At 64.7% G+C, this 15501-nt stretch carries 9 protein-coding genes; 7 read left to right on the plus strand and 2 right to left on the minus strand.

The genetic code is table 11. The features are described from left to right. Positions 1-179 precede the first annotated feature (179 nt). From M3P36_RS11475 to glgX, 5 genes are read left to right on the plus strand one after another with little or no spacing between them, the layout of a single operon-like run. Positions 180-2594 carry a glycogen/starch/alpha-glucan phosphorylase gene (locus tag M3P36_RS11475; protein ID WP_249703609.1) on the plus strand — a complete coding sequence of 805 codons (2415 nt, stop codon included), beginning with the start codon at positions 180-182 and terminating at the stop codon, positions 2592-2594. Next, complete coding sequence (gene glgB, locus M3P36_RS11480; RefSeq protein ID WP_249703611.1) at positions 2591-4756, plus strand: 1,4-alpha-glucan branching protein GlgB; 2166 nt, start codon at positions 2591-2593, stop codon at positions 4754-4756. Before M3P36_RS11475 ends, glgB begins: the two co-directional genes overlap by 4 nt. Positions 4757-4780: 24 nt before the next feature. Continuing rightward, positions 4781-6037, plus strand: a complete 1257-nt coding sequence (gene glgC / locus M3P36_RS11485) for a glucose-1-phosphate adenylyltransferase (RefSeq protein ID WP_249703613.1) — start codon at positions 4781-4783, stop codon at positions 6035-6037. Beyond that, the gene (gene glgA, locus M3P36_RS11490) at positions 6034-7470 is read left to right on the plus strand and encodes a glycogen synthase GlgA (protein WP_349630573.1); all 1437 of its coding nucleotides are present in this window, start codon (positions 6034-6036) and stop codon (positions 7468-7470) included. The genes glgC and glgA overlap by 4 nt, the downstream gene beginning before the upstream one ends. Beyond that, complete coding sequence (gene glgX / locus M3P36_RS11495; RefSeq protein ID WP_249703617.1) at positions 7467-9230, plus strand: glycogen debranching protein GlgX; 1764 nt, start codon at positions 7467-7469, stop codon at positions 9228-9230. The genes glgA and glgX overlap by 4 nt, the downstream gene beginning before the upstream one ends. Positions 9231-9448: 218 nt before the next feature. Here glgX and M3P36_RS11500 read toward each other — a convergent pair whose 3' ends face one another. Both M3P36_RS11500 and M3P36_RS11505 read right to left on the minus strand, forming a co-directional pair. Then, the gene (locus tag M3P36_RS11500; RefSeq protein WP_249703686.1) at positions 9449-9874 is read right to left on the minus strand and encodes a MerR family transcriptional regulator; all 426 of its coding nucleotides are present in this window, start codon (positions 9872-9874) and stop codon (positions 9449-9451) included. 4 nt (positions 9875-9878) lie between these two features. Then, positions 9879-11543 (minus strand): long-chain-fatty-acid--CoA ligase, encoded by a 1665-nt coding sequence (locus tag M3P36_RS11505; protein WP_249703619.1) that lies wholly within the window; start codon positions 11541-11543, stop codon positions 9879-9881. 492 nt (positions 11544-12035) lie between these two features. Here M3P36_RS11505 and M3P36_RS11510 point away from each other — a divergent pair, with 492 nt between their 5' ends. Both M3P36_RS11510 and M3P36_RS11515 read left to right on the plus strand, forming a co-directional pair. Beyond that, complete coding sequence (locus tag M3P36_RS11510) at positions 12036-13169, plus strand: thiolase family protein (protein ID WP_249703620.1); 1134 nt, start codon at positions 12036-12038, stop codon at positions 13167-13169. Further along, positions 13169-15481 (plus strand): 3-hydroxyacyl-CoA dehydrogenase/enoyl-CoA hydratase family protein, encoded by a 2313-nt coding sequence (locus tag M3P36_RS11515; RefSeq protein ID WP_249703622.1) that lies wholly within the window; start codon positions 13169-13171, stop codon positions 15479-15481. The genes M3P36_RS11510 and M3P36_RS11515 overlap by 1 nt, the downstream gene beginning before the upstream one ends. Positions 15482-15501 lie beyond the last annotated feature (20 nt).

Below are 15501 nucleotides of genomic sequence, written 5' to 3' on the forward strand. Positions count from 1 at the left end.
CCTTCACAACCCTTGTCGTTTGCCTTGGCGCGGCTTACCAACCGCCTATCGCGCCTTGCTGGCTGGCGTGATGCGGCGCGGGTTTTTCGCGCAAGCGACAAGGCCGGGCATTCACGGGGGCGGAACGCAATTGGCGCGGTGCGTTGCCGTGTCATCCCAAGTCGAGGAGCGTGGTCCCAATGCCCAGCAATGCCGAACTACCGACAACCCCGATGCAGGACCTGATCGTGGATGTCCTGCGCAAGCGGGTGGGCAAGGATGAACGCGCGGCCAAGCCGCATGACTGGTACACCGCCACGGTGCTGGCACTGCGCGACAAGATTATCGACAGCTGGATGGAATCGACCCGCCGGACCTATGCCGATGGCGGCAAGCGAGTCTATTACCTGAGCCTGGAATTCCTCATCGGGCGACTGCTGCGCGATGCGCTGAACAACATGGACCTGACCGGCGAGATGGACCGGGCGCTGAAGGCCCACGGCCTCGACCTGGCCGTGCTTGAAGAATTGGAGCCCGATGCGGCGCTGGGCAATGGCGGCCTGGGGCGGCTGGCGGCCTGTTTCATGGAGAGCCTCGCCAGCCTCGATATCCCGGCCTACGGTTATGGCATCCGCTACGTTAACGGCATGTTCCGCCAGCGGATTGACGATGGCTGGCAGGTGGAACTGCCCGAAACCTGGCTCAGCCACGGCAACCCGTGGGAATTCGACCGGCGCGAAAGTGCCTACCGCATCGGCTTCGGCGGTGAAGTGGTGGAGGACAACGGCGGGGTCAAATGGAACCCGGCCGAAGTGATCGAGGCCAGCGCGGTCGATACTCCGGTGGTCGGTTGGCGCGGCAAGCGGGTGAACACCCTGCGGCTGTGGACCGCCCATGCGCTCGATCCGATCAAGCTCGATGCCTTCAATGCCGGCGACCACGTGGGCGCGCTGGAGAACGAGGCGCGGGCCGACAGCCTGGTGCGCGTGCTCTATCCGGCGGACTCCACGCCGTCCGGGCAGGAACTGCGGCTGCGGCAGGAGTTCTTCTTCTCCAGCGCAAGCATCCAGGACATCGTGCGCCGCCATGTGCAGTACGAAAAGGACGTGCGCACCCTGCCCGACAAGGTGGCGATCCAGTTGAACGATACCCATCCGGCGGTGGCCGTGGCCGAACTGATGCGGCTGCTGGTCGATCACCACCACCTGGAATTCGACGAGGCGTGGGACATTACCAAACGCACCGTCGCCTATACCAACCACACCCTGCTGCCCGAAGCGCTGGAAAGCTGGCCGTTGCCCCTGTTCGAGCGACTGCTGCCGCGCCACATGCAGATCGTCTATGCCATCAACAGCCGCGTCCTGCGCGAGGCGGGCAAGAAGGGGCTTGGTGCCGAGGCCATCAGCGCGATCTCGCTGATTGACGAGAACGGCGAGCGGCGGGTGCGGATGGCGAACCTCGCCTTCACCGGCGCGCACAGCGTCAACGGGGTGGCCGCGCTCCACACCGACCTGATGAAGCAGACGGTGTTCGCCCACCTCCATTCGCTCTACCCGGACCGGATCAACAACAAGACCAATGGCGTCACCCCGCGCCGCTGGCTGATGCAGTGCAATCCGGGCCTGACCAATGTGATCTGCGATGCCATCGGGCCGGATTTCCTCGACGATGCGGAAAAGCTGGTCGCTCTGAACGCGCTCGCTGATGATGCCGCGCTGGGCGAGCGGATCGCCATGGTCAAGCGGTCGAACAAGCTGGTGGCGGCTGAGCGCATCAAGGGGCTGACCGGCGTGCGGATCGATCCCGATGCCCTGTTCGACGTGCAGATCAAGCGCATCCACGAATACAAGCGGCAGTTACTCAACCTGGTCGAGGCCGTGGCGCTCTATGATCAGATCCGCAGCCATCCGGAACGCGACTGGGTGCCGCGGGTCAAGATCTTCGGCGGCAAGGCGGCGCCGAGCTATCACAATGCCAAACTGATCATCAAACTGGCCAACGACATCGCCCGGCGGATCAATTCCGATCCCTCGGTCAGCGGGCTGCTGAAAGTGGTGTTCGTGCCCAACTACAACGTCAGTAAGGCCGAATGGCTGATCCCGGCGGCGGACCTTTCCGAACAAATCAGCACGGCCGGGATGGAGGCATCGGGCACCGGCAACATGAAGTTTGCCCTCAACGGCGCGCTCACCATCGGCACGCTGGATGGCGCGAACATCGAGATCATGGAGCATGTCGGGCGCGACAACATCTTCATTTTCGGGCTGACGGCAGAGGAAGTGGCCGCCAAGCGCGCCGATGGTTACCAGCCGCGCCATGTGATCGAGGGATCGCCCGAACTGCTCCAGGCGGTGGAGGCAATCGCCAACGGCGTGTTCTCGCCCGATGACCCGGCGCGCTACCGCGACCTGATGAACGGCTTGTACGACAGCGACTGGTTCATGCTCGCCGCCGATTTCGACAGCTATGCCGCTGCACAGCGCGATGTCGATGCGGTGTGGCAAGATCAGGGACAATGGCGCAAGAAGGCAATCCACAATATTGCCAACGTCGGCTGGTTCTCGTCCGACCGGACCATCGGCGAATATGCGAAAGAGATCTGGGGAGTGATGTGAAGCCACCGACATCGGCAATCGAGGCGCTGCTGCATGGCACCCATGCCGATCCATTCTCGCTGCTGGGGCCCCACGCCGGGCCCGAGGGGACCTTTGTGCGCGCGGTGCTGCCTGGGGCCGATGCGGCGAGCGCCTACAGCCTGAAGGGTGCCAAGCTCGGCACGCTGGAAAAGGTAGACGATCGCGGGCTGTTCGAGGGGCTGCTGAAGGGCAAACCCAGGCCGGTCAAATACAAGTGCAGAACTGGCAAGCACAGTTGGTGGGTGGCCGATCCCTACAGCTTCGGGCCGGTGCTGGGTCCGGTCGATGACCTGCTGATGGCCGAAGGCACGCACCAGCGCCTGTTCGACAAGCTGGGCGCACACCTGATCGACCATGAAGGCGCCAGCGGCGTACACTTTGCCGTCTGGGCACCCAATGCCGCCCATGTCAGCGTGGTTGGCGATTTCAATGGCTGGGATGCGTCCCGCCACCAGATGCGCCGCCGCCTGGATATCGGCGTATGGGAACTGTTCGTGCCCGACGTGGGCGAATGGGCGGCCTACAAGTACCGCATCGTCGGGCCCGACGGCGTGGTCCTGCCGCTCAAGGCCGACCCCTTTGCCTTTGCCAGCGAGCTTCGCCCCAAGACCGCTTCGCTCACCGCGCGTCCCGCCAAGCCCGATTGGGGCGATGAGGAACATCGCAAGCATTGGGCCAGCGTCGATCCACGGCGGCAAGCCATTTCGATATACGAAGTCCACCCCGGATCGTGGCAGCGCGACGACAACGGCTGGTTCCTGACGTGGGACGAGATGGCCGCGCGGCTGATCCCCTATGTGGCGGACATGGGCTTTACCCACATCGAATTCATGCCGGTTTCCGAACACCCCTATGATCCCAGCTGGGGCTACCAGACCACCGGCCTCTATGCCCCTTCGGCCCGCTTTGGCGCGCCCGATGGCTTTGCCCGCTTCGTCGATGGTGCGCACCGCGCGGGGATTTCGGTTCTGATCGACTGGGTGCCCGCCCACTTCCCGACCGACGAGCATGGCCTCGCCAATTTCGACGGCACGGCGCTGTATGAACATGACGATCCGCGCCTCGGCTTCCACCCCGACTGGAACACCGCGATCTACAATTTCGGGCGGCGCGAGGTGGCGAGCTTCCTCGTCAACAACGCGCTGTTCTGGGCCGAGCAGTACCATGTCGATGGTCTGCGCGTGGATGCCGTCGCCTCGATGCTCTACCGCGATTACAGCCGCGAGGATGGCGAGTGGATCCCCAACGAACAGGGCGGCCGCGAGAACTGGGAAGCGGTCGACTTCCTGCGGGCGATGAACCGCGCGGTCTATGCCAGCCATGCCGGTTTCATCACCGTGGCCGAGGAATCCACCTCCTGGCCCGGTGTAAGCCTGCCAGCCTATGCCGATGGCCCTCGGGAGAGCCTGGGGTTCGGGTTCAAGTGGAACATGGGCTTCATGCACGATACGCTGCAGTACATGGCGCGTGACCCGATCCACCGCCGGTTCCACCATGACGAGATCACCTTCGGCCTGACCTACGCCTTTTCGGAGAACTTCGTCCTGCCGTTGAGCCATGACGAGGTGGTCCACGGCAAGGGATCGCTGCTGGGCAAAATGAGCGGCGACCAATGGCAAAAGTTCGCCAACCTGCGCGCCTATTACGGATTGATGTGGGGCTATCCCGGCAAGAAGCTGCTGTTCATGGGGCAGGAGTTTGCGCAGGTGCGCGAGTGGGCCGAGGACCGCTCACTCGATTGGCACCTGCTCGATGATGCGGCCCACAGGGGCGTGCAGTCCTGCCTGCGAGACCTGAACCGCCTCTACCGCGAAAAGCCCGCGCTCCATGCCCGCGATTGCGAGGGCGAGGGGTTCGAATGGCTGGTGGTGGACGATGCGGAAAACTCGGTCTTCGCATGGCTGCGCAAGTGTCCGGGCGAGCCGACCATCGCCGTGGTATGCAACATGACGCCCGCGCTCCACACCGGATACGGCCTGCGCCTGCCGCATGACGGGCAATGGGCCGAGGTGTTCAATTCCGATGCCACCATTTACGGCGGAACCGGGCAGGGTAATTTGGGTAGCATCAATGCGGGCGGCGGCGGGGCCGATGTAACCTTGCCGCCACTCGCCACCGTGATGTTCGAATATCGCGGCTGACAAAACGATAAAGGGGACAGGCCGATGAGAGACACCACTGGGCAACCGCTCGCCCGCGACGCCATGGCCTATGTGCTGGCAGGCGGTCGCGGCAGCCGGCTGAACGAGCTGACCGACAACCGCGCCAAGCCTGCGGTCTATTTCGGCGGTGTCAGCCGGATCATCGACTTTGCCCTGTCCAACGCGATCAATTCCGGCATCCGCCGCATCGGCGTGGCAACCCAGTACAAGGCGCATAGCCTCATCCGCCACATGCAGCGGGCGTGGAACTTCATGCGGCCGGAACGCAACGAGAGCTTCGACATCCTGCCCGCCAGCCAGCGCGTGTCGGAAAGCCAGTGGTACGAAGGCACGGCCGACGCGGTGTTCCAGAACATCGACATCATCCAGGCCCATGCGCCCAAGTACATGGTGATCCTGGCGGGCGACCACGTGTACAAGATGGATTACGAGATGATGCTGCGCCAGCACGTGGACAGCGGGGCCGATGTGACCGTGGGCTGCCTTGTCGTCCCGCGCGAGGAAGCGACCGGCTTTGGCGTGATGCACGTGGACCAGACCGACCGCATCACCGCCTTTGTCGAAAAGCCCCAGGACCCGCCGGGCATTCCGGGTGAGCCCGAGATGGCGCTGGCATCGATGGGCATCTACGTATTCGAGACCGAGTTCCTGTTCGACCAGTTGCGCCGCGATGCCGCAGACCCCGCTTCGCGCCGCGATTTCGGTGGCGACATCATCCCCTATATCGTCGAACACGGGAAGGCCCAGGCCCACCGCTTCACCTCCAGCTGCATCCGCGCCGCGGACGAGATCGAGGAATACTGGCGCGATGTCGGCACACTGGATGCCTATTTCGAAGCCAATCTCGACCTCACCGACGTGGTCCCCAAGCTGAACCTGTATGATCGCGACTGGCCGATCTGGACCGACCAGATTGTGGCCGCACCCGCCAAGTTCGTGCATGACGAGGACGGGCGGCGCGGCCATGCGATATCCTCGCTGATCTCGCAGGATTGCATCGTGTCGGGCGCATTGGCGAAAAGCAGCCTGCTGTTCACCGGGGTAAAAATGGGCAGCTTCTCCAGCGCAGAGCGCGCGGTGATCCTGCCATATTGCAACATCGGGCGCGGCGCGCGGCTGAAGAACGTGATCCTCGATTCCGGCGTGCGCATTCCCGAAGGCCTGGTCGTGGGCGAAGATCCCCTGCTCGATGCCAAGCGCTTCCGCCGCACCGACAAGGGGGTGTGCCTGATCACCAAGGACATGATCGCCAAGCTGTGACGCGCGCAAAGACACTTAAGGTCCTCTCCGTCGCGTCCGAGATGGTCCCGTTGGTCAAGACCGGCGGGCTGGCCGACGTTGTGGGCGCGCTGCCCGCCGCGCTGGCGGGGCAGGGGGTGGAGATGACGACCCTGCTGCCGGGCTATCCGGCGGTCATGGCGGCCATCGGCAAGGCCAAGAAGGTGCCGGGGATCGACCAGGTGCTGGGCGAACCGGTGCGGGTACTGTCGGCCAAATGGGCTGATGGCCGCAAGCTGCTGGTGCTCGACGCGCCCGGGCTGTTCACCCGCGAAGGCGGCCCTTACGGCGATCCGAACGGGGCCGATTGGCACGACAACTGGCGGCGCTTTGCCGTACTGGGCAAGGCGGCGGAAATGCTGGCGGGCAAATTCGACCTCGTCCATACGCATGATTGGCAGGCGGCCATGGCCTGCGTTTACCTGCGCTATGCCGGTGGGCAGGTGCCCAGCGTGCTGACGATCCACAACATGGCCTTCCAGGGCTTTTTCGGCGGCGAGATCTTCGGACGACTCGGCCTGCCGGACAGCGCATGGAGTCTCGACGGGGTGGAATTCCACGGCGGGGTGGGCATGCTGAAAGGCGGCATGGCCTGCGCCGATGCCATCACCACCGTCAGTCCGACCTATGCCCGCGAGATCCATACCGCGAAGTTCGGCATGGGGCTGGATGGCGTGGTGCGGGCGCGCAGCAATGTAGTGCACGGCGTGCTCAACGGCATCGACCGGGCCGAATGGAACCCCGCGACAGACCGGCACCTGCCCGCCACCTACGATACGAAGAGCCTGGCGAAACGCAAGGCCAACAAGCGCGCCGTCGAGCAGGCGTTCGAGCTGGACAGGGGCGACGGCCCGCTGTTCGTAATGGTCAGCCGCCTGACGTGGCAAAAGGGCGTGGACGTGCTGCTGGAAGTGATCGACCACCTTGTCGGCCTCGGCGGCAGGCTGGCGCTGCTCGGCGCGGGCGACGTTGCGCTGGAACAGGAGCTGGTGCTGGCGGCCCAGCGCCATCCGGGGCGGGTGGGCCTCAATTTCGGCTATAGCGAGCCCTTGTCCCACTTGATGCAGGGCGGGGGCGATGCCATCCTGATTCCCTCGCGGTTCGAGCCGTGCGGGCTGACCCAGCTCTATGGCCTCGCCTATGGTTGCGTGCCAATCGTCACCCGCACCGGCGGGCTGGCCGATACGGTGATCGACGCCAATCCCGCCGCCATGGCCAGCGGCACGGCCACCGGCATCGTGCTGGGCGAGGCGACCTATGATGACCTCTCGCTCGCCATCACCCGCGCCATCCGGCTGTTCGAAGACAGGCCCGCGTGGAGCAAGGTGCAGCGCACCGGGATGCGCGCCGATTTCGGCTGGGAGGCCAGCGCCGCCGAATATGCCGCGCTCTACCGCCGGCTGGTGGCCGCATGAGCCTGTCACCGGGCGTTACCGTAGCGCCCGATGGGACAACCTTCGTCGTCCGTTCGCCGCAGGCCAGCGCCGTGTCCCTGTGCCTTAACGATGTGCCGCTGGCGATGGAGCAGGAAGGCGACCTGTGGGTGGCCCATGTGCCGCGCGACTGTACCGGGGCGCGCTATGGCTATCGCGCGGATGGCGAATGGGCACCCGATCGCGGGCTGTGGTTCGATCCCGCCAAGCTGTTGGTCGATCCCTATGCGACCGAGCTTGATCGGCGCTTTGCGCAGCACCCGTCGCTGGCGCAATTCGGTGTGGACACCGCGCCTATCGTGCCGCGCGCGATTGTCACCGGTCCGCTGCCGGAGGCGCCGCCTGAGCCGCCCAAGTTCGACCGGGCCGGGCTGGTTTACGAGTTGAACGTGCGCGGCTTCACCATGCTGCATCCCGATATTCCGGAGCAACTGCGCGGCACCGTAGCAGCGCTGGCCCACCCGGCGATTATCGCGCACCTGAAGAAGCTGCACGTCAGCGCGGTCGAACTGATGCCGGTGATCGCCTGGATCGACGAGCGGCACTTGCCGCCACTCGGCCTCAGCAATGCCTGGGGCTACAACCCCGTCGCCATGATGGCGCTCGACCCCGGCCTGTGCCCCGGCGGCGTGGCCGAACTGCGCGAGACCGTGGCGGCGCTCCACCGGGCGGGCATTGGGGTGATCCTCGATGTCGTGCTCAACCATAGCGGCGAGAGCGACATGCATGGCGGCGTCATCAGCCTGCGCGGGCTGGACGACAGCGCCTATGCGCGGGAGGCCGACGGGCAACTGGTCAACATCACCGGCTGCGGCAACACGCTCGATTTCGGCCATCCCCATGTGCGCGACCTGGCGCTGGCGATGATGCGCCATTTCGTGCGCCATTGCGGGGTGGACGGCTTCCGCTTCGATCTCGCCCCCGTGATGGCGCGCGGGCCAGGGTTCGATCCGGCCGCACCCATTTTCGCGGAAATCGCCGCCGACCCCTGGCTGGCCGACAGGGTGATGATCGCCGAACCGTGGGACATGGGACACGGCGGCTATGCGCTGGGGCGCTTTCCGGCAAACTGGCTGGAATGGAACGACCGCTACCGCGACGACGTGCGGCGCTTCTGGCGCGGCGATGCGCCCATTGGCGAGCTGGCCACGCGGATCGCCGGATCGGCGGACATTTTCGGCAGCCAGTGCCGCAGCGTCAATTTCGTCGCCGCCCACGATGGCTTTACCCTGGCCGATACGGTGGCCTACGAACACCGCCACAATCTCGCCAATGGCGAAGAGAACCGCGACGGGCACGGGCACAATTTCAGCTGGAACAACGGGGTGGAGGGGCCGACCGGGGACCATCATATCCAAGCTGCCCGCGCCAATGACCTGCGCGCCATGCTCGGCACCCTGTTCGCTTCCACCGGCACGATCATGCTGACTGCGGGCGACGAATTTGGCCGCAGCCAGCACGGCAACAACAATGCCTATGCGCAGGACAACGCCATCGGCTGGATCGACTGGACCGCGCGCGACCGCGAACTGGAAGCCCATGTGGCGCGGCTGGCCGAACGCCGGGCGACGCACCGCGACCTGTTCGCCGCCTTTCCGCCAGACGGCCAATGGCGCGGGCTGGACGGCGCGGAGCTGTCGCCGCAGGACTGGCAATCGCCCGGGACCGGCGGCCTGTCGTTCAGGCTTGGCCCTGTTGCGATCACCGTGGACCGCCAGCGCCGCGAGGTGCGCTGGGACTGAGAGCGGGAGAAGGTGACACAAGTGACAGGGTGTCACCTTTGTTTCAGGCCTGAAAACCGCAGATTCCTGGCGGTTTTCGGGCAGGTGGACAAAGTGACACTGACCCGGGAGAACACGCCCGGCATCCGGCCCCGCAGCGCGCACAGTGATTACGGGCAGGGGGCGGTTGGCGGCCATGCCCGGACCGTGGCATGGCGCAGCGCGTGTAGGAAAGTGCCCTAGGCCGCCTTGTCTTCCAGCCGTTCGAGCGCCTCGGCCTCGATCTTGTGCAGTTCGACAATCGTTTCCTCGATCGCAGCCTTCTGCTTGCGCAACCCGTCGAGCCGTTCGCGCACGCGCGACAGCAGGTGTTCCATCTGCTCGCGCTGGCCGGGGCCGGTGTCATACAGGTCAAGGAATTCGCGGATCTCGCGGATGGTGAATCCCAGCTTCTTGCCGCGCAGGATCAGTTGCATCCGCCCCACGTCGCGCTTGGTATAGATGCGCGTGGAGCCCACCCGCTGCGGGCTGATCAGCCCGTTGTCCTCGTAAAAGCGCAAGGTCCGCGCGGTCACGCCCAGCTGGCGCGCCACGTCCTGGATGCCCTGGTGGCCATTGTCGCCGGTCACTTCTGCATCCTCGTAATCCTCGTTATCCTGGTGCATCCGGTCAGCCACGTTTCAGGCGCTCCTCTTCAACCAGTTCCTTCTTCGACAGCTTGCCGATCATCGTCTTGGGCAGGCTGTCGCGGAATTCGATTTCGGTCGGCAGTTCGAGCTTGTTGATCAGGGTGGCGAGGAAGGTCGAAAGCTCCTCCTCCGTCAGCGTCGATCCCTCGGTGCGGGAGACGAACAGCTTTGGCACCTGGCCGAGGTAATCGTCGGGGATGCCGATGGCGATTGCCTCCTTAACCTCCGGGTGATGGTAGGCCGCATCCTCGATCGCGCGGGGATAGACGTTGTAGCCGCCGCGCAGGATCAGGTCCTTGATGCGGTCCACCAGGAACAGGTAGCCGTCCTCATCCAAATAGCCGACATCGCCGGTGCGCAGCGCACCGTTGTGGAAGGTGGCGGCGGTTGCCTTGGGCTGGTTCCAGTAACCTTTCATCAGCTGCGGACCGCGCGCCATGACCTCGCCGCGTTCGCCCTGGGCACACATCCGGCCCGGGTCGTCGCGGTCGTGGATCTCGATTATGGTGCCGGGGAAGGCGGGGCCGCAGGAGTTGTCCTTGACCAGGCCGAACAGCGGGTTGCAGGTAATGATCGGGCTGGCTTCGGACAGGCCGTAGCCTTCCACCACCCGTGCGCCGGTGCGGGCCTCGAACTGCTGGCGCACTTCCAGCGGCAGCGGTGCTCCGCCCGAAATGCAGCAGATCACCATCGACAGGTCGGGCACCTTGCTGTCCGGCAGGGCGTTAAAGGCGGCAAACATGGTTGGCACGCCAAAGAACTGTGTCGGCGGCTTGCGCTTCATCGAAGCGAGCACCTTGGGCATTTCGAAGCGCGGCAGCAGGACCAGCTCCGACCCTGTCTCGATGCCGTAGTTGAGTATGCAGGTGAGCGCGAAGACATGGAACATCGGCAGCACGCCCAGGGTGCGCTGCTGGAAGTCGCTGTAACCGCCGGCATGGGCCAGCATTTGCGCGCTGTTGGCAGCCAGGCTGGCATGGGTCAGCATGGCGCCCTTGGGCAGGCCGGTCGTGCCGCCGGTATACTGCAGCACCGCCACATCGTGCGGATCGCGCGCCACCTGGGCGGGGTTGCCTGCATTGGCGAGCAGGTCGGTAAGTTCCAGATGCAGCTTGCGGTCGGTAATCCGCACATGGTCGGAGCGGCGCAGCAGGCGGAAGCCGAGGTTGAGGCCGAACGGCAGGATGTCGCGCATCCGGCAGATCAACAGGGTTTCCACCCCGGCCTTGTGTGCCACGTCCTGGAACTTTTCGTGGACGAAACGCACTTCGGGCACGGCAACCATGCGCACGCCGGCATCCTTCAGCAGGTGTTCCAGCTCGCTTTCGGTGTAGAGCGGGTTGAGGTTGACCACCACCGCGCCGATCTTCAGCGCGGCGAAATAGAGCACGATGTGATAGGGCGAATTGCCGGTGCACAGGCCGAACCGGTCACCCTTTGTCAGGCCGCTATCCTGCATCCCGCGCGCTGCGCGATCGACCAGCGCGCCGAGCTCGCCATAGGTCCAGCAGCGCCCGAAATAGTCGATGGCCACGCGATCCGGCCAATGGGCCACGGCGTTGTCGATCAGGTCCGTCAGCAGGCGAGGCGGAAAGATCAGATGGCCGGTCTCGTCGGGGTAATAGGGCAGGGCGGGCGCGCTCATGTGCGGGCACTCCTACCTTTGGGCTGGCGGCTGTCGTGCAGCAGCTGCGTCATCGAACCTACTCCTGCATCCTCTAGACGGAGCCTTGAAAATGGCCCCTTGTCGAATCGCATTCTGCACATATTTTGGTTGACGTATAGGGAAATCTGTTCACCATTAGGGAAGAACGTTCCAGAACGACATTTCGGGGCCGCGAGTCCCCGCAAGCTTGGAGAGGCTTTGGAGCCTTTCTGATTGATATAGAGCCACCGCGACGGAGCCAAATTTGGCCGTGTGCAAGGAGAGAGGAGGGAGCAATGCTCTCACATAGTGACCGATCGAAAGACGCGGCACACGGCCAAATTTGGCCCGCCCTTCGGGTTGCCGCAGGAAGCCCCTCGGACTGCGTTGCGTTGCTTGTCCGGACAACCAGTCCGGCCTGCGCAGCGCGCCTTGCCGAGAAGCTTCCTGCGGCAATCCCGGCGGCTCTATATCAATCAGAAAGGCTCTAACATGCGCGATGTGGTCATTGCGGGCTATGCCCGGTCCCCCTTCACCCTAGCGAACAAGGGTGCGCTGGCGAAAGTCCGTCCTGACGATCTGGCCGCCCAAGTGGTGCGCGGGCTGGTCGAGCGGACGGGCGTGAACCTAGACGATATCGAAGACCTCTTGATGGGCTGCGCCTTTCCTGAAGGCGAACAGGGCTTCAACATCGCCCGGCTGGTGGGCCTGCTGGCCGACCTTCCGCTGAGCGTGGGCGGCATGACCATGAACCGCTTCTGTGGATCGTCCATGAGCGGCATCCACTATGCCGCCGGGCAGATCCAGCTTGGCGCGGGCGAGGTGTTCATTTGCGCCGGTGTCGAATCGATGAGCCGGGTGCCGATGATGGGCTTCAACCCGATGCCCAACCCGGCGCTGGCGGAAAAGAGCGCCGCCTATATCGGCATGGGCGACACGGCCGAGAACGTGGCCAAGAAATATGACCTCTCCCGCGCCGAGCAGGAGCAGTTCGCTGTCCTCTCCCAGAACAAGGCGCGCGATGCGATGGCGGCTGGCAAGCTGGCCGACGAGATCGTGCCGATCACCACCAAGGGCGGCACGGTCGATACCGATGGCACCCCGCGGCCCGATACAACGGCCGAGGCACTGGCGGGGCTGAAGCCTGCGTTTAGCGCCGATGGCACGGTGACCGCCGGAACAAGCTCGCCGCTGACCGATGGCGCGGCGGCCGTGCTGGTCTGCAGCGCCGACTATGCCAAGGCCCACAACCTGCCGGTGCTGGCGAAGATCAAGTCCGTCGCCATTTCCGGTTGCGCGCCGGAGATCATGGGCATCGGCCCGATCGCTTCCAGCCAGAAGGCACTGGAACGCGCAGGCATCGCTGCCGCCGATCTGGACGTGGTTGAACTGAATGAAGCTTTTGCCAGCCAGAGCCTCGCCGTGATCCGCGACCTGGGTCTGGATATGGCGAAGGTCAATCTCGATGGCGGGGCGATTGCCGTGGGCCACCCCTTGGGCGCAACAGGCGCGCGGATCGTGGGCAAGGCGGCATCGCTGCTGAAGCGCGAAGGCGGCAAATATGCCCTCGCCACCCAGTGCATCGGCGGCGGGCAGGGCATCGCCACCGTGCTGGAGGCCGTCTGATGAAAAAGGTCTGCGTCATCGGCGCTGGCACCATGGGTGCCGGTATCGCCGCGCAAGTGGCCAATTCGGGCACGCCGGTCCTCCTGCTCGATATCGTCCGCGATCCCGACAACCGCAATGGTGTGGCGGCGGACGCAGTAGCAAAAATGCTCAAGACCGATCCCGCCCCCTTCATGGGCAAGGGCGAGGCACGGCTGGTCGAGGTCGGCAATATCGAGGATGACCTCGGCAAGGTGGCCGACTGCGACTGGGTGGTGGAAGCCATTGTCGAGCGGCTGGATATCAAGCAGTCGCTCTATGAAAAGCTGGAGGCCGTGCGCAAGCCCGGCACGGCGGTATCGTCCAACACCTCGACCATTCCGCTGGAGCAACTGACTGCCGGGCGCAGCGAGGAATTCAAGCGCGATTTCCTCATCACCCACTTCTTCAATCCGCCGCGCTACATGCGGCTGATCGAGCTGGTTACCGGCCCGCACAGCGATGCGGCGACGGTAGCCAAGGTGCGTGATTTCGTCGATCGCAAGCTGGGCAAGACGCCGGTCGATGCCGAGGACAGCCCCGGCTTCATCGCCAACCGCATCGGCACTTTCTGGATCCAGGCGGCGGTCAATGCCGCCTTCGACATGGGCGTTTCGGTGGAGGAAGCTGATGCCATTGCCGGCAAGCCGATGGGCGTGCCCAAGACCGGCATTTTCGGGCTGATCGACCTCATCGGGCTGGACCTGATGCCCTACCTGCAGAAGAGCCTGACCGGCACGCTGCCCAAGGACGATCCCTATCAGAAGATCGCACGCGGCGAGCCGCTGATCGAGAAGCTGATCGAGACCGGCTTTACCGGCCGCAAGGGCAAGGGCGGCTTCTACCGCATCAACCGCGAAGGTGGAGGCAAGGTGAAGGAAGCGATCAACCTTGCGACCGGCGAATTTGCCGCCGCGCGCCCCGCGCCGACCGTGCCTGGTGCAGCAGGCAAGGGCGACCTTGCCGCGCTGATCGACCTGCCGGGCAAGTTCGGTGAATATGCCTGGGCGATCCTGGGCCCCACGCTGTCCTATTCTGCCTCGATCGTGCCCGAAGCGACTGCCACCATCGTGGGCGTCGATGAGGCGATGAAGCTGGGATACAACTGGAAGTCCGGCCCGTTCGAGATGATCGACAAGATCGGCGCGGCCAATCTGCGTGAGCGGCTGGTGGCGAGCGACATGCCGGTGCCGCCGATCCTCGAAGCTGTCGGCGATGGCACCTTCTACCGTATCGAAGGCGGCAAGAGGCAGTTCTTCGGCCTCGACGGCCAGTATCACGACATGGTGCGCCCCGAAGGCGTGGAACTGCTGGCCGACATCAAGCTCGATGCCAAGCCCCTCCTCAGGAACGGTTCGGCCGCCTTGTGGGACGTGGGCGACGGGGTGGCCTGCCTCGAATTCACCGGCAAGATGAACGCGCTCGACACCGAGGTGATGAAACTGATCGGCGAGGCGATCCCCCTGGTGAGCGAAAAGTTCAAGGCACTGGTGATTTATAACGAAGGCACGCACTTCTCCGCCGGGGCCAACCTTGGCCTGGCGCTGTTCGCGGTCAATATCGCCGCCTGGAGCGAGATCGAGAAGCTGGTGAGCGGCGGGCAATCCGCGTTCAAGGCGCTGAAATATGCCCCGTTCCCGGTCGTCGCCGCGCCTTCGGGCATGGCGCTGGGCGGCGGGTGCGAGACAGTGCTCAATGCCGATGCGGTGCAAGCCCATGCCGAAACCTATATCGGGCTGGTCGAATGCGGCGTCGGCCTGATCCCCGGCTGGGGCGGCTGCGGCGAGATGCTGGAACGCTGGCGCGCCATGCCGGGCATGCCCAAGGGGCCGATGCCCGCAGTCTCCAAGGTGTTCGAGATCGTTTCCACCGCCACGGTGGCAAAGTCCGCCGCCGAGGCAAAGGAATTGGGCTTCCTGCGCCCGACTGACGGCGTGACGATGAACCGCGACCGCCTGCTTGCCGATGCCAAGGCGCGGGCGCTGGAACTGGCCGAGGGCTATACTCCGCCCGAACCGCCGACCTTCCGCCTGCCCGGACCCGGCGGCAAGACCGCGCTGACGCTGGCGGTGGAAAGCTTCCAGTCACGCGGCCTCGCCACCGATTACGATGGCGTGGTCTCGGGCAAGCTCGCCACGGTGCTGACCGGCGGCGACACCGATCCGACCGAAGAGGTAACCGAAGCGCAGTTGCTGGCACTGGAGCTGAAGCACTTCATGGACCTGGTCCACGAAAGCCGCAGCCAGGACCGGATCGAGCACATGCTCGCCACCGGCAAGCCGCTGCGCAACTGACACGAATTGGGAGAGCGAGA

Source organism: Altererythrobacter sp. KTW20L (genome assembly GCF_023501975.1).
Taxonomy (GTDB): Bacteria; Pseudomonadota; Alphaproteobacteria; order Sphingomonadales; family Sphingomonadaceae; genus Alteraurantiacibacter.

Excerpts from the sequence above, each read along its gene's own strand:
- M3P36_RS11475 (WP_249703609.1), top strand. The coding sequence starts at position 180 with ATGCCCAGCAATGCCGAACTACCGACAACCCCGATGCAGGACCTGATC.
- glgC (WP_249703613.1), top strand. The coding sequence starts at position 4,781 with ATGAGAGACACCACTGGGCAACCGCTCGCCCGCGACGCCATGGCCTAT.
- glgX (WP_249703617.1), top strand. The coding sequence starts at position 7,467 with ATGAGCCTGTCACCGGGCGTTACCGTAGCGCCCGATGGGACAACCTTC.
- M3P36_RS11500 (WP_249703686.1), bottom strand. The coding sequence starts at position 9,874 with ATGCACCAGGATAACGAGGATTACGAGGATGCAGAAGTGACCGGCGAC.
- M3P36_RS11505 (WP_249703619.1), bottom strand. The coding sequence starts at position 11,543 with ATGAGCGCGCCCGCCCTGCCCTATTACCCCGACGAGACCGGCCATCTG.
- M3P36_RS11510 (WP_249703620.1), top strand. The coding sequence starts at position 12,036 with ATGCGCGATGTGGTCATTGCGGGCTATGCCCGGTCCCCCTTCACCCTA.
- M3P36_RS11515 (WP_249703622.1), top strand. The coding sequence starts at position 13,169 with ATGAAAAAGGTCTGCGTCATCGGCGCTGGCACCATGGGTGCCGGTATC.